Origin of the sequence: Brevibacterium sediminis (assembly GCF_013623905.1) — a bacterium.
GTDB classification, from domain to species: Bacteria; Actinomycetota; Actinomycetes; order Actinomycetales; family Brevibacteriaceae; genus Brevibacterium; species Brevibacterium sediminis.
The window spans coordinates 16,115-36,007 of sequence record NZ_JABKDD010000007.1; the positions used below are offsets into that span (position 1 = coordinate 16,115).

General features: G+C 63.3%; 25 protein-coding genes and 2 tRNA genes. 9 read left to right on the plus strand and 18 right to left on the minus strand.

Annotation, left to right across the window (positions count from 1 at the left end; all coding sequences use genetic code 11):
- Positions 1-54: 54 nt before the first annotated feature.
- A complete protein-coding gene (locus HK108_RS11195) occupies positions 55-1,026 on the minus strand; it encodes an HAAS signaling domain-containing protein (RefSeq protein WP_181271609.1) in 972 nt (323 codons plus the stop codon).
- Positions 1,023-1,370 carry a PadR family transcriptional regulator gene (locus HK108_RS11200; RefSeq protein ID WP_139468929.1) on the minus strand — a complete coding sequence of 116 codons (348 nt, stop codon included), beginning with the start codon at positions 1,368-1,370 and terminating at the stop codon, positions 1,023-1,025. Before HK108_RS11200 ends, HK108_RS11195 begins: the two co-directional genes overlap by 4 nt.
- Positions 1,371-1,545: 175 nt before the next feature.
- Between HK108_RS11200 and HK108_RS11205 the strand changes: the two genes are divergently transcribed.
- Together HK108_RS11205 and HK108_RS11210 are read left to right on the plus strand one after the other, a co-directional pair.
- A complete protein-coding gene (locus HK108_RS11205; RefSeq protein ID WP_219922330.1) occupies positions 1,546-2,166 on the plus strand; it encodes an HAD family hydrolase in 621 nt (206 codons plus the stop codon).
- Positions 2,167-2,194: 28 nt separating this feature from the next.
- Entirely contained in the window at positions 2,195-2,380 is a 186-nt protein-coding gene (locus tag HK108_RS11210; protein WP_181271610.1) for a hypothetical protein, read from the plus strand.
- On the opposite strand, the gene HK108_RS11215 is transcribed toward HK108_RS11210, so the two are convergent.
- Together HK108_RS11215 and HK108_RS11220 are read right to left on the minus strand one after the other, a co-directional pair.
- Positions 2,367-2,771 carry a hypothetical protein gene (locus tag HK108_RS11215; protein ID WP_181271611.1) on the minus strand — a complete coding sequence of 135 codons (405 nt, stop codon included), beginning with the start codon at positions 2,769-2,771 and terminating at the stop codon, positions 2,367-2,369. The genes HK108_RS11210 and HK108_RS11215 overlap by 14 nt on opposite strands.
- Positions 2,768-3,229: a hypothetical protein gene (locus HK108_RS11220; RefSeq protein ID WP_181271612.1), complete on the minus strand. Its 462-nt coding sequence runs from the start codon at positions 3,227-3,229 to the stop codon at positions 2,768-2,770. The genes HK108_RS11215 and HK108_RS11220 overlap by 4 nt, the downstream gene beginning before the upstream one ends.
- Before the next feature lie 234 nt (positions 3,230-3,463).
- Between HK108_RS11220 and HK108_RS18880 the strand changes: the two genes are divergently transcribed.
- Both HK108_RS18880 and HK108_RS11230 read left to right on the plus strand, forming a co-directional pair.
- Positions 3,464-3,631: a hypothetical protein gene (locus HK108_RS18880; protein WP_229664109.1), complete on the plus strand. Its 168-nt coding sequence runs from the start codon at positions 3,464-3,466 to the stop codon at positions 3,629-3,631.
- Positions 3,632-4,013: 382 nt separating this feature from the next.
- On the plus strand, positions 4,014-4,241 hold the full coding sequence (locus HK108_RS11230; RefSeq protein ID WP_139908532.1) for an HAD family hydrolase: 228 nt from the start codon (positions 4,014-4,016) through the stop codon (positions 4,239-4,241).
- 50 nt (positions 4,242-4,291) lie between these two features.
- Here HK108_RS11230 and HK108_RS11235 read toward each other — a convergent pair whose 3' ends face one another.
- Together HK108_RS11235 and HK108_RS11240 are read right to left on the minus strand one after the other, a co-directional pair.
- Complete coding sequence (locus HK108_RS11235) at positions 4,292-5,653, minus strand: APC family permease (protein WP_181271613.1); 1,362 nt, start codon at positions 5,651-5,653, stop codon at positions 4,292-4,294.
- 15 nt (positions 5,654-5,668) lie between these two features.
- Positions 5,669-7,315 carry an amidohydrolase gene (locus HK108_RS11240; RefSeq protein WP_219922332.1) on the minus strand — a complete coding sequence of 549 codons (1,647 nt, stop codon included), beginning with the start codon at positions 7,313-7,315 and terminating at the stop codon, positions 5,669-5,671.
- Positions 7,316-7,383: 68 nt separating this feature from the next.
- On the opposite strand from HK108_RS11240, the gene HK108_RS11245 reads away from it, so the two are divergent.
- From HK108_RS11245 to HK108_RS11255, 3 genes are all read left to right on the plus strand, one after another.
- Positions 7,384-8,079, plus strand: a complete 696-nt coding sequence (locus HK108_RS11245; RefSeq protein ID WP_229664089.1) for a TetR/AcrR family transcriptional regulator — start codon at positions 7,384-7,386, stop codon at positions 8,077-8,079.
- 80 nt (positions 8,080-8,159) lie between these two features.
- Positions 8,160-8,597, plus strand: a complete 438-nt coding sequence (locus HK108_RS11250; protein WP_139909825.1) for an ASCH domain-containing protein — start codon at positions 8,160-8,162, stop codon at positions 8,595-8,597.
- Positions 8,594-9,223, plus strand: coding sequence for a maleylpyruvate isomerase family mycothiol-dependent enzyme (locus HK108_RS11255; RefSeq protein ID WP_181271615.1), 630 nt, complete (start codon positions 8,594-8,596; stop codon positions 9,221-9,223). The genes HK108_RS11250 and HK108_RS11255 overlap by 4 nt, the downstream gene beginning before the upstream one ends.
- Before the next feature lie 73 nt (positions 9,224-9,296).
- Here HK108_RS11255 and HK108_RS18885 read toward each other — a convergent pair whose 3' ends face one another.
- The gene (locus tag HK108_RS18885; protein ID WP_229664090.1) at positions 9,297-9,569 is read right to left on the minus strand and encodes an anthrone oxygenase family protein; all 273 of its coding nucleotides are present in this window, start codon (positions 9,567-9,569) and stop codon (positions 9,297-9,299) included.
- Positions 9,526-9,738 (minus strand): hypothetical protein, encoded by a 213-nt coding sequence (locus tag HK108_RS18890; protein WP_229664091.1) that lies wholly within the window; start codon positions 9,736-9,738, stop codon positions 9,526-9,528. Before HK108_RS18890 ends, HK108_RS18885 begins: the two co-directional genes overlap by 44 nt.
- A gap of 114 nt (positions 9,739-9,852) precedes the next feature.
- Here HK108_RS18890 and HK108_RS11265 point away from each other — a divergent pair, with 114 nt between their 5' ends.
- On the plus strand, positions 9,853-10,500 hold the full coding sequence (locus HK108_RS11265; RefSeq protein ID WP_229664092.1) for a MerR family transcriptional regulator: 648 nt from the start codon (positions 9,853-9,855) through the stop codon (positions 10,498-10,500).
- Here the strand turns inward: HK108_RS11265 and HK108_RS11270 are convergent.
- From HK108_RS11270 to HK108_RS11310, 9 genes are all read right to left on the minus strand, one after another.
- Positions 10,478-10,858: a hypothetical protein gene (locus HK108_RS11270; protein ID WP_229664093.1), complete on the minus strand. Its 381-nt coding sequence runs from the start codon at positions 10,856-10,858 to the stop codon at positions 10,478-10,480. The genes HK108_RS11265 and HK108_RS11270 overlap by 23 nt on opposite strands.
- Complete coding sequence (locus HK108_RS11275) at positions 10,855-11,319, minus strand: GNAT family N-acetyltransferase (protein ID WP_139468923.1); 465 nt, start codon at positions 11,317-11,319, stop codon at positions 10,855-10,857. The genes HK108_RS11270 and HK108_RS11275 overlap by 4 nt, the downstream gene beginning before the upstream one ends.
- Before the next feature lie 130 nt (positions 11,320-11,449).
- A tRNA-Leu gene (locus HK108_RS11280) sits at positions 11,450-11,531 on the minus strand.
- A gap of 136 nt (positions 11,532-11,667) precedes the next feature.
- Complete coding sequence (bcp, locus tag HK108_RS11285; RefSeq protein ID WP_101553572.1) at positions 11,668-12,141, minus strand: thioredoxin-dependent thiol peroxidase; 474 nt, start codon at positions 12,139-12,141, stop codon at positions 11,668-11,670.
- Positions 12,142-12,280: 139 nt separating this feature from the next.
- Positions 12,281-14,050, minus strand: a complete 1,770-nt coding sequence (locus HK108_RS11290) for an ATP-binding protein (RefSeq protein WP_181271616.1) — start codon at positions 14,048-14,050, stop codon at positions 12,281-12,283.
- A 3-nt stretch (positions 14,051-14,053) separates the two neighbouring features.
- On the minus strand, positions 14,054-15,790 hold the full coding sequence (locus tag HK108_RS11295) for a 5-oxoprolinase subunit B/C family protein (RefSeq protein WP_181271617.1): 1,737 nt from the start codon (positions 15,788-15,790) through the stop codon (positions 14,054-14,056).
- Positions 15,787-16,602, minus strand: coding sequence for a putative hydro-lyase (locus HK108_RS11300; RefSeq protein ID WP_229664094.1), 816 nt, complete (start codon positions 16,600-16,602; stop codon positions 15,787-15,789). The genes HK108_RS11295 and HK108_RS11300 overlap by 4 nt, the downstream gene beginning before the upstream one ends.
- Positions 16,599-17,384, minus strand: a complete 786-nt coding sequence (locus HK108_RS11305) for a LamB/YcsF family protein (RefSeq protein WP_229664095.1) — start codon at positions 17,382-17,384, stop codon at positions 16,599-16,601. Before HK108_RS11305 ends, HK108_RS11300 begins: the two co-directional genes overlap by 4 nt.
- 2 nt (positions 17,385-17,386) lie before the next feature.
- Complete coding sequence (locus HK108_RS11310) at positions 17,387-18,691, minus strand: NRAMP family divalent metal transporter (protein ID WP_181271618.1); 1,305 nt, start codon at positions 18,689-18,691, stop codon at positions 17,387-17,389.
- Positions 18,692-18,897: 206 nt separating this feature from the next.
- Between HK108_RS11310 and HK108_RS11315 the strand changes: the two genes are divergently transcribed.
- Positions 18,898-19,536 carry a GntR family transcriptional regulator gene (locus HK108_RS11315; protein WP_139908521.1) on the plus strand — a complete coding sequence of 213 codons (639 nt, stop codon included), beginning with the start codon at positions 18,898-18,900 and terminating at the stop codon, positions 19,534-19,536.
- Between the two features lie 228 nt (positions 19,537-19,764).
- Here HK108_RS11315 and HK108_RS11320 read toward each other — a convergent pair.
- Positions 19,765-19,837 (minus strand) — tRNA-Lys (locus HK108_RS11320).
- Positions 19,838-19,893 lie beyond the last annotated feature (56 nt).

Consider the following 19,893-nt stretch of genomic DNA (forward strand, 5'->3'; position numbering starts at 1 on the left):
TCTCTCACCAGCTGTGCGATCGGGTCGGCAGGTGGCCGTCCCGATCGCACAACTTCACCGACGATTGCGGCGATAGATCCGCCAGGTGCTCACCTGATCCCAGACGGTGATGATCCAGATCGCGATGACCGTGATGATCTGCTGGAAGTCGGCGTTCCCGGTGTTCGTGAGCTCGGAGTGGAGGACCGGCTGAGTCAGCAGCGCGATGGTGAGGAAGACGGCCATGGCGATGTCGACGATCCCGCCGATGATGGCCACGGTCGGTTTCGCCGAGGCGGTCGTGAACTTGATGACCTCGACTGCGGCCATGAGCGCGAGGAAGGCCCAGTAGCCGAGCAGCCAGCCGACGCCGAGGTCGGGGTTGACGAACGTCTCCCCACCGTTGAGGTGGCCGACGTAGAGCAGAGAGGTCGGGATGAGCGGGACCATTGCCAGGGCGACGATGAAGACCAGCCCGAGCCCCGCCTCGGCGCGGATCTGCTTGCTGCGGGAATCACGTCGGTCGAGATCATCGATCGTCCACGTGCCCGGTTTCCGCTTCCGGAGCGAATCGGATGCGCCGCCGTCCATTCCGCGATCGCCGAGACCGATGATGATCGTGATGGCGGCGAAGGCGGTCAGCAGGGCGATGACAGTGTTGCCGGCCGTCTTGCCGATGATCTCTCCGATCTGGACTCCGGGGGAGACGGCGATGGTGGTCACGATGTTTGTGAGCACGGCGAGCAGACCGACGATGGGCAGGACCCAACGCAGCGCCCAGATATAGAGCGGGTAGGAATTCGGGCCGATGAGGTGCTGCGGAGAGTTCGAGTACTCCCGCGACAGCGCGACGGGATCGCCGAGCTCTTCGAGGACTTCGCGTTCGACGGTCGCCGTGTGATCCGGGGACGAATCCGCATCCTCGCCAAGGCGGGCGTCGACCATGTCGTCGATCGTGGCGGTGATCTCGGCGGCGATGTCGGGCCGGGAGTCTTCGGGCAGGTGGCGGGTGACGTTGTCGACGTAGATTTCGGTGAGCGCACTCATGGTGTGCCGTCCTTCCAGAGCTTGGTGATGCTGGAGTTGAGTTCGAGCCAGTGGCTGTGCAGTGCGGCGGCGACTTCGGCGCCGCTGTCGGTGAGTGTGTAGTACTTGCGGGGGCGGGCTTGTTCGGTGTTCCAAACAGCTGAGAGCAGGCCCTGTTTCTCGAGCCGCCGCAGGAGGGGGTAGAGGGTGTTGGCCTCGGTGGCGATGCCAGCTTCGGTCAGCGTCGTCAGCAGCGAGTAGCCGTACTGCGGCCGTCGACAGGCGACGAGGCTGGCGAAGACCACGGTGCCGCGTCGCAGCTCCTGTTCGTGGGTGGCCAGTGCCTTGTCTTCATCCTCGTTCATGCATCACACGATAGTGTGTGTCACACACTATTGCAAGAGGCAGGGTATTTCTTGCTGCGGCACGGTGCGCGGCACGGTTTAGGGTGAGCAGCCCACGTTGGAACATGGGCTATTCGCCTCAACCTGGGCTTTCCGGCACACGAGTAGCGCGGGCATCGGTAGGTAGTCTTGCCTCATGAGTTTGAGGAAGTGGGTGCTCTTCGATATCGGGGGAGTGCTGGAGGTCGTTGATGATGACACCTGGGGACAGCTTTTCGTTCGCCGGTGGCAGGAGCGCTCTGGATTCTCAGCGGAGGAGTATCGGGCGCGCATTCTGGCGGCGGACTTGCCGGTCATCGACCGTAGAGCGGACACGCGGGACGAGTACTGGTTGAAGCTGGGTCGAGCGCTCGAGATGGATTCGAACCTGATCGAGGCTATGCAGGCCGAGATGTGGCACGAATACTGCGGGAGTCTCAATACAGAGTTGTTTGAGTATGCAGCTGCGCTGCGGCCACGCGCCGGTGTGGCGATTCTGTCGAACTCAGTGGACGGGGCGCGGCGCGAGGAAGAACGGCGGTTCGGGTTCAGTGAAATCTTTGACCCGATTCTCTACAGCCACGAGACCGGTCTGCTCAAGCCGGAACCGGAGGCCTATGAGAATGCGCTTGAGCGGATGGCTGCGGACGCCGGAGCCGTGTTCTTCATTGATGACCACGAAGTCTGTGCTGAAGGCGCCCGTGCCGTCGGCATGGATGCGATCGTGCACCGTGACAATCGGTCGACGATTGATGAGATAGAGCAGTTTCTTCTTTAGGCGGCTTGACTGAACAGGAGTGAATGAAATGGCGAACAACAGTGCTTTGGCTGGTTTCATCCTCGGGCTGGCAGTGTCTGCTGGGGTGTTGATGCTGTTGATTCCTGGGCTTCTTGAAGGGCCTGAGGCATGGCAGGTGTGGGTAGCTTGGATGGCTGCCGGATGTGCCATCGCCTGCGCGCTCGGGACGAACAAGGCAATTAGCCTTCGATGATCAGAAAATCACCTTTCAGCCGAAGTTCACCGACCGTGATTACTTGGAGGTCGCCGACTACAAGCTTCTTCCGGGCGTTCTCTTCTTGGAAGTAGATGTCTTCGACGGCGGCGTCGCTCAGAAGCTCGATGGCTTCCCCGCCATCTGGTGTCGGTCTATAGGTGGCCATGTAGTGGTAAGCGTAGACGGTGTCACCGGGCTCGATCGTGTGCTCACCCGCATCCTTGACCTCACGTTCCTCCCAACTGATTTTGTATTCTGGCCGCTCCTTCTGGAGGCGAAGACAATCGGCCCCATCGGTGAAAATGCCGACCAGCGGATCTATCTTGACCTCAGGGTCGAATGGAGACGTCTGTTCAGCAAACAGAAGGTACACCGTTTGGTTGTTCATATGTCGACCATCTCTCTATTCCGGGGTGCACGGCGCCTGAGAAAGACACCCGATCCGACAGTTAACGCGACTCCCGCACCGGCCATGGCTCCACCGACTGCCACGTTCTTCTTCGCGTCGGCACGACATTGGACGATCCCATCCGACAGTGGATACCCGTTCGCTTCAGTGATCCGCATGGCGTTGGGGCCGGAGGGGCAAGCCCATATTCCCTGATCATCAATGTAGGACCCGTGCCAACCCATTTGGACGAAGAATCCACCAGCAATCAGACCGACTGAAGCCACTCCGAGCAAAGTGAGTGGCAACCATGCGTGCTGCCTTTTCATGATGATAGTCAGGAACCAGATCGCTACGGCGGCACCAACTACGAACCAGCCGAGCAACACCCATTCCGCCCACTGCACATCTTCCATGTGGTACAGCTCGACAGTGTCGTCGGTGGCTTTGATCATCATGTGCGCCGAGTAGCCATGCCTCACTGCGAAGCTCCCTTATGCCCTGTCGTAATGGTCTGGTCTCAATATGCCACACTGGCATCTATGGCTCCTGGCACAGTGCATGAGTTCGCCATGCCTGATCGGTTGATCCTCGATCTGGAGACGACCACGCACACGGTTGCTGTGCGTGACGCTTTGTGCTGACGTATCAACCTGTCGGTCGAGAAATACGCTGTTGTGCTCGAAGGGCTGGTGGATACGGAGGCGAACGGCAGTTACGCCCCGGACATTGTGGATCGGGTCAGACGGTTACGGGCTGAGCGGTTCGCGTTCTCGAGCGGCGGCAAGGTCGCTGGAAGTCGTTCATGCAGTAGCTCGTCGCGTTCACGTTGGATGCAGTATTTCGGATTGAGATGCTGAGATCCTCTGAAAAATGGAGTGACGCCTGTACAACTTTGATCCCAGTATCCCGGCCGCAGTTTCGAGCAGTGATTGTGCCGGTGCTGATGCTGCGCTCAACAGGGCCGTCGCTAGATATAACGACGCGGAGTCGGCGAAGGCAATCACGGGGTGGACGTACAGGCGGTCTCAGAAGTCGAGTAGTCCCGAAATTGAGAACTTCATTGATTCGATTTCCGAAGTCGAACAGAGTGCGAGATGTGGGACGAGCACCGCGGGCGTCTCAACACGGAGTTGTTCGAGTATGCATCCGTGCTGCGACCGTGCGCCGACGTAGCGATTCTGTTGCACTCGGTCGACGGTGCTCGCGCCGAGGAGGAACGACGATTCGGATTCTACGGTCTTGGACCCGATGCTCTGCAGTCATGAAACCGGTCTGCTCAAGCCCGAGCCGGAGGCTTATGAGAATGCGCTTGAGCGGATGCGTGCAGATGCCGGAGACGTGTTCTTCATCGATGACCACGAGGTGTGCGCTGGGGTCGCGCGTGACGTGGGTGCGAACGCGATCGTGCACCTCGGCAGCCTGTCGACGATCACGGCGATCGAGGAGCCTCTCCGATGGTCAGTCTGAGCCGAATCAGTCGAATCGACAGCTGGCTTCAAGGCCTGGGTGCGGAGACCTCAGTCAGCGAGATCAAGCATCGGTGTCGGTTTCCGGAAACCGCGTGTGACGAAGGCGAGGTAGCCGACTCCGAGAACCAGCCAGATGGCGCCGATGAGAAGAGTTCGCGGAGACAGGCTCGTCCACAGCCACAGGGTCAGACAGAATCCGATTCCCGGCAGAATGATCGAACTGAGAACAGCACGTGAACCACGATTCTTCTCGTCGATGATGAAGTGTTTGATGACCGACAGATTCACTGCTGAGAACGCGATCAGAGCACCGAAGCTGACCATCTCCGATATGAATGCGAGGTCGACGGCGAGCGCAAGCAGAGAGACTCCGCCGACTGTGAGAGTCGCAATCGTGGGTGTGTGAAAGCGTGGTGACAAGCGGCCGAAGTAGCTTTTCGGGAGCACGCCGTCTCGACCCATCGCGAAGAGAATGCGTGAGACTGATGCCTGCGAGGTCAGAGCTGAGCCGCATGCTCCGGCGACATAGGCGGCGGTGAAGAAGGCGGTGAGGAATTCGCCGCCGGCCGCCGCCATGACGTCGAGCGCGCCTGAATCGACATCGGCGAACTGATTCGACGGGTAGACCAGCTGAGCCAGGTATGACAGAACAATGTAGATGAGGCCGCCGGTGACAGTGGCGATGACGATTGCGCGGGGGACTGCTCTCTTCGCGTCCTTGGCTTCCTCGGACAAAGTCGAGACCGCATCGAAGCCGAGGAATGACAGACACAGTATCGCTGCGCCGGCCATGACATTGTAGAATCCGGGTGCCGAGCCGTCACCGGTGAATGGGGCGGTGAGGTCGACAGAACCGGATCCGGTGAATGAGGCGATGCCGAGCGCGGCGAAGACAACGATGAAGATTGCTTGAGCAGCGATGATGACGATGTTGGCCCGTGCAACGGAGACGATTCCGATGACATTGAGGATCGTGACGAGAACAATGGCAGAGACCACGAAGACCCAGGCAGGAATCATGGGGAAAGCCGCGCTGAGGTAGATGCCGATGACAAGATAATTGATCATCGGCAGGAACAGGTAGTCGAGAAGCAGTGCCCAACCGGCAACGAAACCGATTCCAGCTCCGAAGCTCTTCTGCGTGTACGTGTATGCCGAACCGGCAAAGGGCATGGCGGCAGCCATCTTCGCATATGACCGCGCGGTGAACACCATTGCCAGCAGGGTGATGACGTAAGCGGCTGGGACGCGGCCCCCGGTGACCTGGGTGACGATTCCGTAAGTCGTGAAGACGGTCAGCGGAACCATATAGACGAGGCCGAAGAAGACTAGTGAAGGTACCCCGAGTGCACGTTTCAGGTGGGTTTGGGAGGTGTCTTGAGCGGTGGCGTTGTGATTGGAATGGGACATCATTGTCCTTTCGATTCAGTCCGTCGAATGGACGGCCACGCCGCGCAGGTATGTGCGGCGAACAGGGGCATCAGACAGTTCCTGTGGGAGAAGTGTTCGAGGATCCGAATCGAGAACGATGAAGTCGGCGCTCGCGCCCGGACGGATCACTCCCCACTCGTCGGGTCTTTGGTCTGCAAATGCTTGGTGGGCAACCGCAGCCGAATAAGCGTCGAGAGAGCGTTCGACGTCGAGGATCTCTTCGGGAGTCCACCCGCCGTCGGGCTCACCGTCATCGGTCTGTCTGCTCACGGCAACGGCGAGACCCTCGAGCGGCGCCCCTGAAGTGCAGGGCCAGTCCGAACCGAACGCAAGGTGCCCGCCGCTGTCGAGGACGCTGCGCATCCGATATTGCGCCACGGCGCGTTCTCTGCCGATCCGGGGGACGGTGAGTACTGTCATGAGGTCATCGAGCTGAGCCCACAAAGGCTGCATATTCGCGATGACGCCGAGTTCAGCAAAGCGGGACAGGTCGGCAGAGTCGATGATCTGGGCATGTGCGATCACCGGCCGTCGATCACGGGCTTCGTTGTTCCGGATTGTGTACTCGATGGCATCCAATGCTTGTCGAACGGCCGCGTCGCCGATGGCGTGGATGTGGATCTGAAAACCTGCCGCGTCGACTTCGCGAACCGCCTCTGCCAGCGAATCTCCTTCCCAGACTCGCATGCCGTGGTTGTGAAGGGAGGAGCAGTAGGGCTCGATGAGCGCACCGGTTTCGTTCTCGATGACTCCGTCGGCGAAGAACTTCACGGTCTGAGCGGTCAGGAACGGATCCGAAAGTTCCTCGATCCTTCGGCGCGCAGAAAGCATTTCGGGCAGCTGTTGCGTGAAGCGGCGGGGATCGGCGTAGAACGCGAGGTTGAATCGCAGTTTGAGCCGATCCTGCTGAGAGGCGGACGCATAGGTCTCGACATCGGCTGGCTCCACCCAAGCGTCCTGGACCCAAGTGACGCCTCGAGCCAGGTAATAGTCGGCTGCCCGATCGAGAGCGCGAAGTCGGACGGAATCGTGGTGTGGCGGACGAACGGCGTCGATCAGATCAATTGCACCCCATTCACGCAGAGTGCCCAGCGGTGAGCCGTCGTCTCGGCGAGGAATCTCGCCTATCTGCGGCTCCGGGGTTGCCGCGGTGATTCCCGCGAGTTCCAATGCTCGAGAATTGCACCACACGGTGTGGTAGTCCCAAGCGCGAAGGACGACCGGTCGGTCGGACACGGCTCTGTCAAGCCATTCGGCGTCGAAGAGGCCGTCGCGTACGAGGCTGCCGTCATATGAGGCACCAGTGATCCAGTCGTCGTCGGGATGAGCCTCGGCGTACCGTTTCACTTCAGCGATGATCTCTTCGACGCTCGTGCACGATCTCACCTGTGGGCCCTCTGCTTCCATGCCACCGAAGATCGGATGAGCATGGCCGTCGCCGAAGGACGGCATGAGGAACCCGCCGTCGAGATCGATGGACTCAAACTCTGCGCCGTCGTGGCTCGAAACTTGATCGAGGACGGCCGCCACCGCATGTGAACCAGAGGCAACGACAGTGCCATCTTGAACCACAAGGGAATCCTCAGTTTGGGCGCCGGCGCCCAACCAGATGGTGCCGTTGTGGAAGTGCTGTGTCGTCAAGACTGCCGTCCTCCTGCTCCATTGCTTGTGGCCGGCCGCACCGGCGTTTACACGAACAGTGTTCGTATGTGACTGGGAACACGATACACTGCTCGAAAGATGTAGGGAAGTGCGAAATTGAGAGCGAGCATTCTGTGAGATTGAATCAGGATCGGCTGGTTGATGCCGCGCTCGCGCTTGTCGACGACCTCGGCGAAGAGTCATTGTCGATGCGAACTCTGGCGGCTCGCGTCGACAGGCAGGTGTCCTCTCTGTACAACCATGTCTCCGGCCGAGGTGAACTCATCGAATTGATGCGCGCCCGTATTGTGGCTGGAATCGACGTTCAAGTATTTTCTGGGATCGAGGAATCGTCGGAGAGCGTGCCGTGGGACAGAGCTCTGGAGCTGTGGGCCCGGACGTATCTCAGAGCCTTCGCCGACCACCCGAACCTCATCCGATTGCTGGCCACGACCTCGATTCGAGACCTCTCAACGTATGAAATGTATGACTCAGTGATCGGTGGACTTCGTCGAGGGGGATGGCCGCAGGGTCAGACCGTGGCGGTGATGCGGTCCGTTGAAGCCTATGTCCTCGGTTCCGCTCTGGACATCGTCGCTCCAGTCGACCTCATCACTCAGGAATCGGCCGGAGACAGATTTGCGGAGATTCGAGGTGCGCTGGATCCTCGATTCGGCGAGAACTCGTCAGCGGTGGCGTCCTTCGAGTTTGGGCTGACTAGCCTGATCCAAGGTCTGAAGCATCGGCTTGAGGCCGTGTCGTGAGTCAAACGGCAAGGCTCGATGTCACACTCGACTCGTTCTGGGTGCGGGTCCGCAGCTGCATCCCAGACCTACCGGAGGCGATGCCTGAAGCATGGGCCTTCGGCGCGACTCCCGAGCATGCGGACGACCTCCTCGCTCTCGTGCTGGCTGGGACCAAGACGGGCACCGCCTCGGCGCTGTGGGACATCGAAGCCGATGACGAATCCGTACCCGAGGTGGGTGAACTGAGCATCATCCTCGACGGCCGAGGCCGGCCGAGAGCCCTCATCGAAACCACGGCGATCGACATCGTTCCGTTCTGCGAGGTGACCGCCGAGCATGCCCATTCGGAAGGGGAAGGCGACCGAACCCAGGCCGCCTGGCGCGAGATCCATGAGCGTTTTTGGCAAGAGCATGGCCGGCGCGGATTCGCGCCCGAGATGCCGGTCGTCTGCGAACGCTTCCGGTTGCTGTTCGACGTAGAAGACGAGGGGTGCGTCAGCGTCTCGGGCGACGAATCACAGGGGACGAGCAGATGAACGAAGCCGAATACTGGGACCTCATCCACACGGAACGCGCGCGCCTGGCCGATCTGCTCTCCACGCTCGAACCGGAGCAGTGGGCGCTCGCCACTCTGTGTGCAGACTGGATGGTCGAGCAGGTCGTCGCCCACCTGACAGCCGCAGCCAACACCGGGAAGTGGGCCTGGATCCGCAGCATCGTTCGGGCGGGATTCGATCCTGCCAAACACAATGCGCGACTGCTCGAGCGCCGTCTCGGTGGCTCACCTGAGGAGACCCTTGCGAAGTTCCACAGCTCGATCCCACTGACTATCGCGCCGACCAAAGACTTCCCGGCCTTCCTGGGTGAAGTCATCGTCCACGGCCAGGACATCGCACGACCACTGGAACTCGACCTGACCCCTGGCGCCGAGGCGACCGTCGAGGTGGCCCGATACTTCGCCTCTAAGGACTTCGCCGTGAACTCGAAGACCCTGGTCAAAGGGCTGAAGCTCAGTGCTGTCGACGCCGACTTCGAATCCGGAAGCGGGCTGGAGGTGACCGGTCGTGTCCTCGACCTCGTCATGGCCATGGCCGGTCGACCGGAAGCGCTGAGAGATCTGACCGGGAGCGGAGTCGCCGAACTCCGGCGACAGATGGACTGAAACCTCAGAGGTCAGAGTGCTGCGACGCGCGTGCCGGAACATCCCTGACGGCGAGATGAACGTTGACGGGTGCTCAGGCGAGTCCGACGGCTCCGACCGCGACAAGAACGAATCCGAGCAATTGCAGTGAAGCGCGCACGATCTGGAAGGCGTCCCACCGTCTGCGCATGGCGATGAATCCCTCGGGGGCGGTCTCCTCGGTGATCCGTCCCGTCCGGGTGTTGATCGGGACGTTCCCGATGATCGTCACGACGAGGGCGACGCTGAGGCTGATTGCTGCCGATGCCAGCCATGCGTTGGGCTCATCGATGGCAATGATGATGGCCAGGGCGGTCGCCGCGGTCATCCCCCACCGGCATCACCCGGCCGAACGTCTTCAGCAGGCCCCTCTCCATGATCAGCTGATCGTCCGTCCTCAGCTGACGGATCACTGGATGAACCAAGGCGGCCGATCCGAATTCCGCTGAGCCGACGAAGCCGGTGACGAGGACCGCAGCCAAAGTCAAGGCATCCATGACCTCTCCTCTTAATAGGTAGTTATACTATCCATAATAGATAGTAGAGGTATCTGCTAGGGTCGAGCAAGATCAGTCACCGAACATTGCTGTCAGTGCCGGGAGGAGATGACGATGCAGGAATCAGCGGAGAAGTCGGGGATGAGGATGGCGGAGCTGTCCCGTCGTTCGGGCCTCAGCGTGCCGACCATCAAGTACTACCTCCGCGAAGGACTGCTGCAGCCGGGACGACGGACAAGCGTGAATCAAGCCGTCTACGATCGCACTCATCTCGAGCGGCTGCACCTCATCGGGGCGCTGACGTCGGTGGCCGGACTGCCGTTGGCGAAGGTGCGAGCCGTCGTTGATGCGGTGGACGGGCAGGCCTCGGAAGTCGAAGCGATGGGCGTCGTCCAGGACGCGCTCATCGACGAGGCCGAGACGGACGATACAGCCGCCTCGGCGATACTCGACCGCGCGATCACTGCGCGAGGGTGGCACTGCGCGAAGTCGTCACCGGCCTATCGGGCGGCTGTGAACGCGGTTGCCATGTTGACTACGGAGAACCTGACTCCGATCCTCGACCGGCTCGACGCCTATGTCGAGGCCGCTGAAGACGTCGGTCGCACCGACCTCGACGCGATCAGCGACGCAGTCAGTCTGGAGGAGCGGATCCGCGGAGTCGTCCTCGGCAGCGTGCTGCGCCGACCGCTGCTCGAGGCGCTGGTCCTGCTCGCACAGCAGCACTTCGCGCAGGACCTCACTCGGTCGGAAGAAAGCTGACTGGGAACAGCTCCGTCCTGGCGATGACGCGATCGCGTTCGGCGGCCTGCGCCTGACGTCGCGGATCTGCGAGGTAGGAATCGAGCGCTTCCGTGGATTCGAACCGATAGAACTGCACCTCGTTGGGACGCCCCTGGGCCCCGTCGCTCTTGGCACGATTGACGACGCGCCCTCCGTGCTCGGAGATCAGCGCGAGAACACCGTTCTCGTAGGCTGTCAGTGCCTCGGCCTGTCCTTCGCGCGCCCACAGCAGGCAGCACAACAGCACCTCGCGGTCAGCACCGGCGTTCGCTGAGCTTGCCTGTTCTTCCGGCTCCACCGAGCTCGGCCTCTCCTCACTCGGCAACTCAGTGCTCACGACTCCGTCGGCTTCGCGTCGTAGGTGAGCCAGTTCGTCTTCGCTGCGACATCGTCATAGAGCACCTGAGCCTGAGCGTTGTCATCGGCGGTGATCCACCGGACCACCGAACAGCCTTCGGCCGCGGCGATCATCTGCAGCCGGGAGATCAATGCACGACCGACACCTCGGCCGCGCGCCTCGGGATCGGTGAAGAGATCGTCGAGCCAGATGCCGACGCTGCCTGTCGAGGGACGCGAGAAACGACGATAGTCGGCGATTCCGACGATCGATCCGTCCGCCTCGGCGACGAGTCCCTGGCACTCATGGGCGGAGTCGGTCAGCCACGACCACACGCGGGAGACGATCTCCTCGGAGGGCTCCAGTCGGTAGAACTCGCGGTAGGCGCGGAAGAGCTCCTTCCACCGGGCCTCGTCGGCGGGAGCGGTGGGGCGGATCGTCGGGGCCGGGGACGTCGTCATCGGCAGTCCTCTCACTAGGTTCGGTGCACCAATGACCACACTACGTTCTCCGCGTCTGTTCGCGTACAGAAGTGACGACAGAAAAGTCCCCGGCGCGGAAGCCTCTCGACTTTCGCGCCGGGGACCGCGGTACGCGAGAGGGGACTTGAACCCCTACGTCCGAAGACACTGGAACCTAAATCCAGCGCGTCTACCAATTCCGCCACTCGCGCTGAAGCGGCCACCCTCGCGGCCGCAACGTCCTCAAGATTAGCAGGGGCGGCCCGAGTTGTTGAAAACTCGGACCGCCCCGATGCTCACGTTGAGCACGGGCAGTTCAGCCCGCCCGACGCTCAAGTTGCAGCAGACTCAGGCAGCGTCGATGCCGAGCTCCTTGCGCACGCGGGCGACGTGCCCGGTGGCCTTGACGTTGTACTGGGCGAGTTCGACCTTGCCCTCGGCATCGACGACGACGGTCGAGCGGATGACGCCCTGGACGACCTTGCCGTAGTTCTTCTTCTCGCCGAAGGCACCCCACTCGGTCATCATCGTCTTGTCCTCATCGGAGAGGAGGTCGAAGTTGAGACCTTCCTTCTCGATGAACTGCTGCAGCTTCTCCGGCTTGTCCGGGGAGATGCCGACGACGGCGATTCCGGCGGCCTTGAGTGCCGACAGCGAGTCCCGGAAATCGCAGGCCTCGGTCGTGCAGCCCGGGGTCATAGCGGCGGGGTAGAAGTACACGACGACCCGCTGACCTCGGAAATCGCTGAGGCTGACGGACTTCCCGTCCTGGTTGACGAGGGTGAACTCCGGGGCGGTGTCGCCGACCGACAGACGTGACATGAATGCTCCTCCTGATTGGGGTGGTCTCCATGATGGACAACCATTGCTGACCACCACTCTATTCCGTTGCCGAGCCCGATGCCTCGACCGATGCACGCAGTCACCTCGACCGATCCTTTCGCCGAGGCAGCCCGCCGTCTCAGTCGACCCGTGCGATGGCCTGCCCGACCGCCACGACGTCGCCGACCGCCGCGACCTGGCGCAGCGTTCCCGCGACCGGGGCTTCGACCCGGGTCTCCATCTTCATCGCCGAGAGCACAGCGACCTCGTCACCGGCCGCCACCTGCTCGCCGTCTTCGACGAGGAAGTCCACTAGGCTGCCCGGCACAGGAGCGGTGACATCCCCGGCACTCGCCGAGGCGGCTCCACCGTTTCCGGCGCCACCGACCTCGCCGCCTTGACCCGTGCCGCCCTGACCGGTCCCACCGACCGAGCCGAGGGCAGCGAGCAGTCCGGCGGGCAGCCCGATCGTGGTGAGCTTCCCATCGATCTCGATCGACATCCGCTGCATCTCGCCATCGGCGACCGGGGCCGGGCGGTCCTGAGTCTCGAAGCGCGGCAGCAGCTCGGCCTCGATCCACTGCGTGTGGATGCCGTCGACACCGTCGACGCCGAGACCGGTGAACGCCTCATCGGTGAGGATCGCCAGGGAGCACGGCACCACCGTGGCCGGACCCTCGACATGGAGTTCCTTCGCCGCTGTCACGGTGCGCGCGATCGCCTGCTCGCGGTCGGGACCGTGGACGATGAGCTTCGCGAAGAGGGAATCGAAGGCCGGCTGTACGGTGTCACCGGCACGCACACCGGAATCCCATCGCACGCCGAGGCCCCCGGGCACGTCGAGGACATCGATGCGTCCCGGAGTCGGCAGGAAGCCGCGGCCGGGATCCTCGGCGTTGATGCGCAGCTCGATCGCATGACCGACCGGCTGCGGGGTCGACTCAAGCGACAGTCCCTGTCCGAAGGCTATGCGGAACTGTTCGGCGACGAGATCGACCCCTGAGGTCACCTCGGTGACGGGATGTTCGACCTGCAGTCGGGTGTTGACCTCGAGGAACGTCATGGTGCCATCGGCAGCGAGGAGGAACTCGACGGTGCCGGCACCGCGATAGTCCACCTCGGCGCAGATGGCTTCGGCCGAACGGTGCAGGCGCTCACGCTGCTCATCCGTCAGTCCCGGGGCGGGTGCTTCCTCGATGAGCTTCTGATTGCGCCGCTGAGCGGAGCAGTCGCGGTCACCGACGGCCACGACCCGACCCTGACCGTCGCCGACGATCTGGACCTCGACATGGCGGGGACGCTCGAGGAACTTCTCGACGAAGCACTCGGGCCTACCGAAAGCCTCGACGGCCTCACGGGTCGCCGATTCGAAGGCACCGGCTACCTCGGACAGCTCGTGGACGATCTTCATTCCGCGTCCGCCGCCACCGTGGGCGGCTTTGATGATGATCGGCAGTCCCGCCTCGGCGGCGAAGGACTCGACCTCGGCCGCGTTCTCGAGGGGACGGTCGATGCCCGGTGCCAGGGGAGCGCCGACCTTCTGCGCGAGCTGACGGGCCGTGACCTTGTCGCCGAGGGCCGTGATCGTGTCCGCGGTCGGACCGATCCAGATGAGGCCGGCGGCTTCGACGGCGGCGGCGAAATCGGCGTTCTCGGACAGGAATCCGTACCCGGGGTGGACGGCATCGGCACCGGCGGACTTCGCTGCGGAGAGGATCGCATCGATGTTGAGGTACGTGTCACCCGCTGTCGTCCCAGGCAGAGCGAACGCTTCGTCTGCGAACCGGGCATGCATGGCGTCGGCGTCCTGATCAGCGTAGACAGCCACCGAAGTGTGCCCGTGCTGGGCGCAGGCGCGGATGATGCGGACGGCGATCTCGCCGCGGTTGGCGATGAGGATTCTCGACATTGTTCAGCCTTCGTTCTCGTTGGTGCGGGATCCTGCTGCGGTGCGGGACGGCTCGGCCGGGTGGGCGTTCGACGTCGGTCGGGCAGAGGTGGTGAAGCGCAGCTTCACGCCGGGAGGCAGCTGCGCGGCGAGGTCGACATCATCGACGCTGGCGATGATCGGATAGCCGCCGGTGAGCGGATGGTCGGGTCCGAAGAGCACCGGCTGACCGTTCGGCGGAACCTGCAGGGCACCGGTGACCGCGCCTTCGCTGGGCAGCTCTCCGGTTCGGGCACGTTCGAGTGGAACCTCACCGTTCAGGCGCAGTCCGACCCGGTCGGATTCGTGGGTGACCGTCCACTCCTGTGACAGCAGAGTCTCGATCCCGGCCTCGGTGAACCAATCCTCGCGCGGTCCCAGCGTCACGCTCAGCATCACGGTCTCACCCGCCTGGGGAAGATCCCTTGGCTGCGTGGGATTGGGATCGACGAGGTGGGGCGCCGTCCGCGGATCGTGCACTCCCACCGTGGTGCCTTTGTCCACGGCGGCCGGACCGAGCCCGGCCAGGGTGTCGGCGGAGCTGCTGTCGAGAGCCGTCTCGACAGCGATTCCACCGCGCACGGCGAGGTAGCGGCGGACTCCGCGCTCGGTTGGTCCGAGCTCGAGTTCGTCCCCGTCGGCCAGGGCAAAGGCCTCGCCGAGGCGGGGCGTGAGGACCGTGCCATCGGCAGCGGTCACGGTGATCGCTCCGGTGGCCCCGGTGACAGCGGCGACGCCGTCACCCGTGGAGCGCAGGAGCACTGCGCCCCCGAAGCTCTCCAGCCCGGCCGCGGTTTCGGCATTGCCGACAAGACGGTTGGCGGTGGTCAACGCGGTGCGGTCGGCGGCACCGGCGGCGGAGACTCCCATCGAAGCGAAACCGGGGCGACCGAGATCCTGGACGAGCAGCTGCAGCCCGGGACGCAGCACCTCGAGGGAGTGGGTGGCAGCAGCCGCCGAATCGGACGCCGAATCCGCTGCTGAATCCACCGCAGAATCCGACGCCGAACTTGCCGCACCTGACGAACCTGCCGCACCTGACGAACCTGACCCCGCACTCGAGCCCGCGACCTCGACGGTCTCGCGCCCCGCCTCGGCGAATTTCACGATCGTGCCGGGTACGAACAGGGCCGGTGGTTCCCGGTCCAGGTCCCACAGCTTCGCATCGGTGCGTCCGATGAGCTGCCAGCCGCCGGGGGAGGAGCGGGGGTAGACGCCGGTGAACTCGCCGGCCAATGCCACCGATCCCACGGGCACTCGCGTGCGTGGGGACGAGCGGCGGGGAACGTTGAAGAGTTCGTCGTCGCCGGCGAGGTAGCCGAAGCCGGGGGCGAACCCGGCGAACGCGACCTGCCAGGTTGCGGCCTGGTGGCGTTTGATCACCTCGGCGGGGGAGACAGAGAGGAGGTCGGCCACCTCGGCGAGGTCGTCCCCGTCGTAGTGGACATCGATCGTCACCTCACGGGCCGCATCCGAGGCCGACTCGGTGTGCCCGAGCCCGCGCACTGCCTCGGCGAGGATCTCGGCGTTCGTGCGTGCGGGATCAAAACTGATCAGCACTGTTCGGGCGGCGGGGATTAGTTCGGTGACGCCGGGCAGATCGGCGGCTTCAAGACTGTGGTGCAGGGCCATCGTCGTGCCCAGGTCCGCGCATTCGACGAGGAGGTGGCGCGTGGAGGCGGTGTGGAAGGTCAGGGAGTCGGCCGGAGGTGTCGAGGTCATTGGCGGTAGGTGTCTTCCGGTTCGTCAGTGATGAACATCTTCCCAGGTGAGTGGGTGATCGCGAAGGGGATTCTCGACGCCTGGATGGCTGCCTGTGGAGTGACTCCGCAGGCCCAGAAGACGGGAATGTCGCCGTCTTCGATGGCCGGAGCATCACCGAAATCCGGGGCGCCGAGGTCATCGATGCCGATCTGGGAGGGTTCGCCGATGTGGATCGGTGCACCGTGGACGGCGGGGAAGCGGTCGGTGATGCGCACTGCCTCGGCGACTTGGGAGGCCGGGATCGGGCGCATGGACACGACCATGTCTCCGCTGATCCGGCCGGCGGGACGGCAGGCCGTCGACGTGCGGTACATCGGCACGTTGCGACCGGCCTCCTGGTGGCGGATCGGGATGCCCGCTTCGGTGAGGCCGTTTTCGAAGGTGAATGAGCAGCCGATGAGGAAGGACACGAGGTCCGGATGCTGCTCCCAGACTGAAGTGGCGTCGGTGACCTCGTCGGTCAGGGCGCCGTTCTCCCAGATCCGGTATCCGGGAATGTCCGTGCGGATATCGCTGCCCGGGGCGAGTGCGGATGCCAGCTGTCCGGGTTCGAGGACGTCGACGACCGGGCACGGCTTCGGGTTGCGCTGGGTGAAGAGGAGAACGTCGAAGGCCCAGTCCGCGGGGACGGAGATGAGGTTCGCCTGGACGAGTCCCGGTGCCATCCCCGAGGTGGGACCGTCGAATCCTGCCCGGATGCGTGCGCGGGCTTCCGCACCCGCAGCCCGCATCGTGTCCATGGCAGATGTGCTGGTGGTGGCAGTGTTCATCGTCCGGCTCCGGCGAAGGCGGCGATCGTGACGCCTTCGGATTCGAGGAGATCACGGGCGGCCCGGGCCATGTCGATGGATCCCTGGCTGTCGCCGTGGAAGCAGATGGACTGCGCGTCGACGTCGACGAGGGTGCCGTCGACGGCTTCGACCTGTCCGGTCTGGACGAGGCGCAGGACGCGGGCGGCCACGGCCTCTGGGTCGTGGAGGACAGCGTTCGGTTCCGACCGGGAGACCAGGGAGCCGTCGGGGTTGTAGGACCGATCGGCGAAAGCCTCGGCGGCCACGGTCAGTCCCGCCTCGGCGGCGACGCGGTTGGCCACGCTGCCGGCGAGTCCGAGGAAGACCAACGAGTCGTCGATGGCTGTGATCGCGTCGACGACGACCTTCGCCTGCGCCTCATCGTGGACGATCGCGTTGTAGAGACCGCCGTGGGGTTTGACGTAGGAGACGGTTCCGCCGACGGCTGTGGTCAGGCCGATGAGCGCGCCGATCTGGTATTCGACTTGGGCCTGCAGAGTGGCGGCGGGCACGTCGAGGGCGCGGCGGCCGAAGCCCTCGTAGTCGTCGTATCCGGGGTGGGCCCCGATGACGACACCTTCCTTCGTGGCGGCGTCGACGGTGGCGCGGATGCCTTCCGGGTTGCCGGCATGGAACCCGCAGGAGACGTTGGCGCTGGTGACGAGGCCGAGCATGGCGGCATCGTCACTGACGACACGGTCGGGGACGTTCTCCCCGAGGTCAGAGTTGAGGTCGATTCTCAGTTCGCTGTTGACAGACAATGTCACCCTCCGATTCCGATCATGGCGAAGATGGGGCCGATGGACTGTGTGGCCGTGTACCACGTGACCAGTGTTGCCGCGGTGCCGATGATGAGCAACCACTTCGGGTACGAATCAGTGCGCAGCAGGCGCGGCCTGAACCAGCCGATGTACATGAAGATCGTCAGACCGATCGGCAGAATGAGCCCGTTGAAGCCGCCGACGAAGACGAGCAGTGTGGCAGGTGCCGTGCCGAGGACGAGGTAGACGACGAGCGAGACGACGATGAAGGACACCGTCGCCAGCTGCAGCGGCCAGCCGCCTTCGAGGCGTTTGGAGAACGCCGAGAGGAACGTCGCCGAGGTGTAGGCGGCGCCGATGACCGAGCTCAGAGCCGCGGCCCAGAAGATCGCGCCGAAGATGCGCATTCCCGCATCGCCGAGGACTGCGGCGAAGGCCTGACCGGCGGGGTTGGCCACGCTCGAGTCGAGGTCGAGAGCGACGCCGGAGGCGACGACGCCGAGGATGGCGAGGAAGAGGACGTAGCGCATGACACCGGTGACGAGGATCCCCGACAGAGCCGAGCGCATGACAGAACCGGCATTCTCCGGGCCGGTCTTGCCCGAGTCGAGATAGCGGTGGGCACCGGAGTAGGTGATGTAGCCGCCGACGGTGCCGCCGACGATCGTCGTCACGGTGGCGAAGTTGATGGTGTCGGGCACGAACGACTGTTTGATCGCCTCACCGACCGGCGGGTTCGAGACGATGGCGACGACACAGGTGAGGATGATCATCCCGACGCCGAGGACGAGGACGACGGCGTCGACGACCTTTCCGGCGCGTTTGAACAGGAAGATGCCGATCGCCAGGACGCCGGTGAGCAGTCCGCCGAGCTTCGGGTCGATGCCCAGCAGCGCATTGAGGCCGAGGCCGCCACCGGCGATATTGCCGATGTTGAAGGCCAGTCCGCCGACGACGATCAGGACGGACAGGAGGATGCCCGATCCCGGCACTGCCGAGGAGGCCAGCTGGGCTGCGCGTTTGCCCGAGGAGGTCACCATTCGCCAGATATTGAGCTGGATGGCGATGTCGATGAGGATCGACGCGAAGATCGCGAAGGCGAAGGCCGCACCCATCTGAGCCGTGAATGTGGCTGTCTGGGTGATGAAGCCCGGACCGATCGCCGAGGTGGCCATGAGGAAGATGGCGCCGATGATCGCGCTGCGGCTGATCTTGGATCCGATTTCGCTCTTGGCATTGTCAAGGCCCGAGGCGGCCCCATCCGTAGAAGAGGATTCCGGCGGTTGGGATTCCGGTGCGTGTGACATGGGAGTCTCCGACTGTCTGGTGGTCAATTGTTCCTTCGTGTGCGCCGATGGGGTGAGAACAGCGATGTCTGTGTCCTGGCACACGTGAAGTGGTAAACAATCTAGCACTCATTGTTCAACAAACATAGACGGGGGTCACACTTTTCTTCGTCGCTTTGTCGACGGACGGATGGGAGTTCGGGGTGCTGTTTCAGTAGGATGGAGAGGTGAATCACGATTCGTCCCTGGTCAACAGGCTCACTGACCGCCTCATCGCTGGAGAGCTGCGCCCCGGTGAGCGGCTGTCCGAAACCGCGCTGGCGAAGGAATTCGATGTGTCGCGCAATACTCTGCGTGAGGCGTTCCGGGTCCTCGGGGAGCAGGGCCTGGTCACGCATATCCCGCACCGAGGCGTCTCAGTGGCGTCACCGAGCACCGCCGATGTCGTCGACATCTACCGGGTGCGCCATCATGTCGAGTGCTCGGTGCTCGAGCACGCTCCGCGCAATCACCCGAACGCCGTGAGGATGGAGGCGGCCGTCGAAGCCGCCGAGAAGTTCGCTGCCGAAGAGAACTGGCTGGAGGTCGGCACGGCGAACATGGAGTTCCACAATGCCGTCGTCTCGCTCTCGGACAGCAGGCGGCTGATGCAGTCGTTCTCCAATGTGCTCGCCGAGCTGCGGTTGGCATTCCTCAAGGTCGAGGTCCTCGACTTCCTCCATGCGCCGTTCATCGGCCGCAACAAGGAAGTCGTCGAGATCTACCGCACGGAGGGGCCGGTGGCTGCGGCGAAGATCCTCGGCGCCTACCTCGGTGATTCCGAGCGCCAGGTGCTCGGCGCCTACGCCCGCGCCGGCCAGGACTGAGCCGCGGGGCGGCAAGCCGTATGCCATGAGCGGCCCGGCCGGAATCCCGCAATAGCCCACTCCGAGGTGAGCAGCCCAGTTTCAAGCATGGGCTGCTCACCCCCAGTTGGGCTATTGGCAAATCCCGCAGGCGAATGCTCCTCGCCGGAAACAGAACCCCACCGGCAGATGGTGTGAATGCGAAAGAACCGCCTCCGACCGAAGTCGAAGGCGGTTCTCTCTATGCTGTGCACCCCCCGGGACTTGAACCCGGAACCCACTGATTAAGAGTCAGTTGCTCTGCCAATTGAGCTAGAGGTGCTTGCCGCACATGCTGTGCAACGAGAATTAATATTACTCAGGTGTCGACCGATCATG

Coding starts and splice junctions, on each gene's coding strand:
- HK108_RS11195 (WP_181271609.1), bottom strand. CDS start 1,026: ATGAGTGCGCTCACCGAAATCTACGTCGACAACGTCACCCGCCACCTG.
- HK108_RS11200 (WP_139468929.1), bottom strand. CDS start 1,370: ATGAACGAGGATGAAGACAAGGCACTGGCCACCCACGAACAGGAGCTG.
- HK108_RS11205 (WP_219922330.1), top strand. CDS start 1,546: ATGAGTTTGAGGAAGTGGGTGCTCTTCGATATCGGGGGAGTGCTGGAG.
- HK108_RS11210 (WP_181271610.1), top strand. CDS start 2,195: ATGGCGAACAACAGTGCTTTGGCTGGTTTCATCCTCGGGCTGGCAGTG.
- HK108_RS11215 (WP_181271611.1), bottom strand. CDS start 2,771: ATGAACAACCAAACGGTGTACCTTCTGTTTGCTGAACAGACGTCTCCA.
- HK108_RS11220 (WP_181271612.1), bottom strand. CDS start 3,229: ATGATGATCAAAGCCACCGACGACACTGTCGAGCTGTACCACATGGAA.
- HK108_RS11235 (WP_181271613.1), bottom strand. CDS start 5,653: ATGTCCCATTCCAATCACAACGCCACCGCTCAAGACACCTCCCAAACC.
- HK108_RS11250 (WP_139909825.1), top strand. CDS start 8,160: ATGCCTGAAGCATGGGCCTTCGGCGCGACTCCCGAGCATGCGGACGAC.
- HK108_RS11255 (WP_181271615.1), top strand. CDS start 8,594: ATGAACGAAGCCGAATACTGGGACCTCATCCACACGGAACGCGCGCGC.
- HK108_RS18885 (WP_229664090.1), bottom strand. CDS start 9,569: ATGACCGCGGCGACCGCCCTGGCCATCATCATTGCCATCGATGAGCCC.
- HK108_RS18890 (WP_229664091.1), bottom strand. CDS start 9,738: ATGGATGCCTTGACTTTGGCTGCGGTCCTCGTCACCGGCTTCGTCGGC.
- HK108_RS11265 (WP_229664092.1), top strand. CDS start 9,853: ATGCAGGAATCAGCGGAGAAGTCGGGGATGAGGATGGCGGAGCTGTCC.
- HK108_RS11275 (WP_139468923.1), bottom strand. CDS start 11,319: ATGACGACGTCCCCGGCCCCGACGATCCGCCCCACCGCTCCCGCCGAC.
- bcp (WP_101553572.1), bottom strand. CDS start 12,141: ATGTCACGTCTGTCGGTCGGCGACACCGCCCCGGAGTTCACCCTCGTC.
- HK108_RS11290 (WP_181271616.1), bottom strand. CDS start 14,050: ATGTCGAGAATCCTCATCGCCAACCGCGGCGAGATCGCCGTCCGCATC.
- HK108_RS11295 (WP_181271617.1), bottom strand. CDS start 15,790: ATGACCTCGACACCTCCGGCCGACTCCCTGACCTTCCACACCGCCTCC.
- HK108_RS11300 (WP_229664094.1), bottom strand. CDS start 16,602: ATGAACACTGCCACCACCAGCACATCTGCCATGGACACGATGCGGGCT.
- HK108_RS11310 (WP_181271618.1), bottom strand. CDS start 18,691: ATGTCACACGCACCGGAATCCCAACCGCCGGAATCCTCTTCTACGGAT.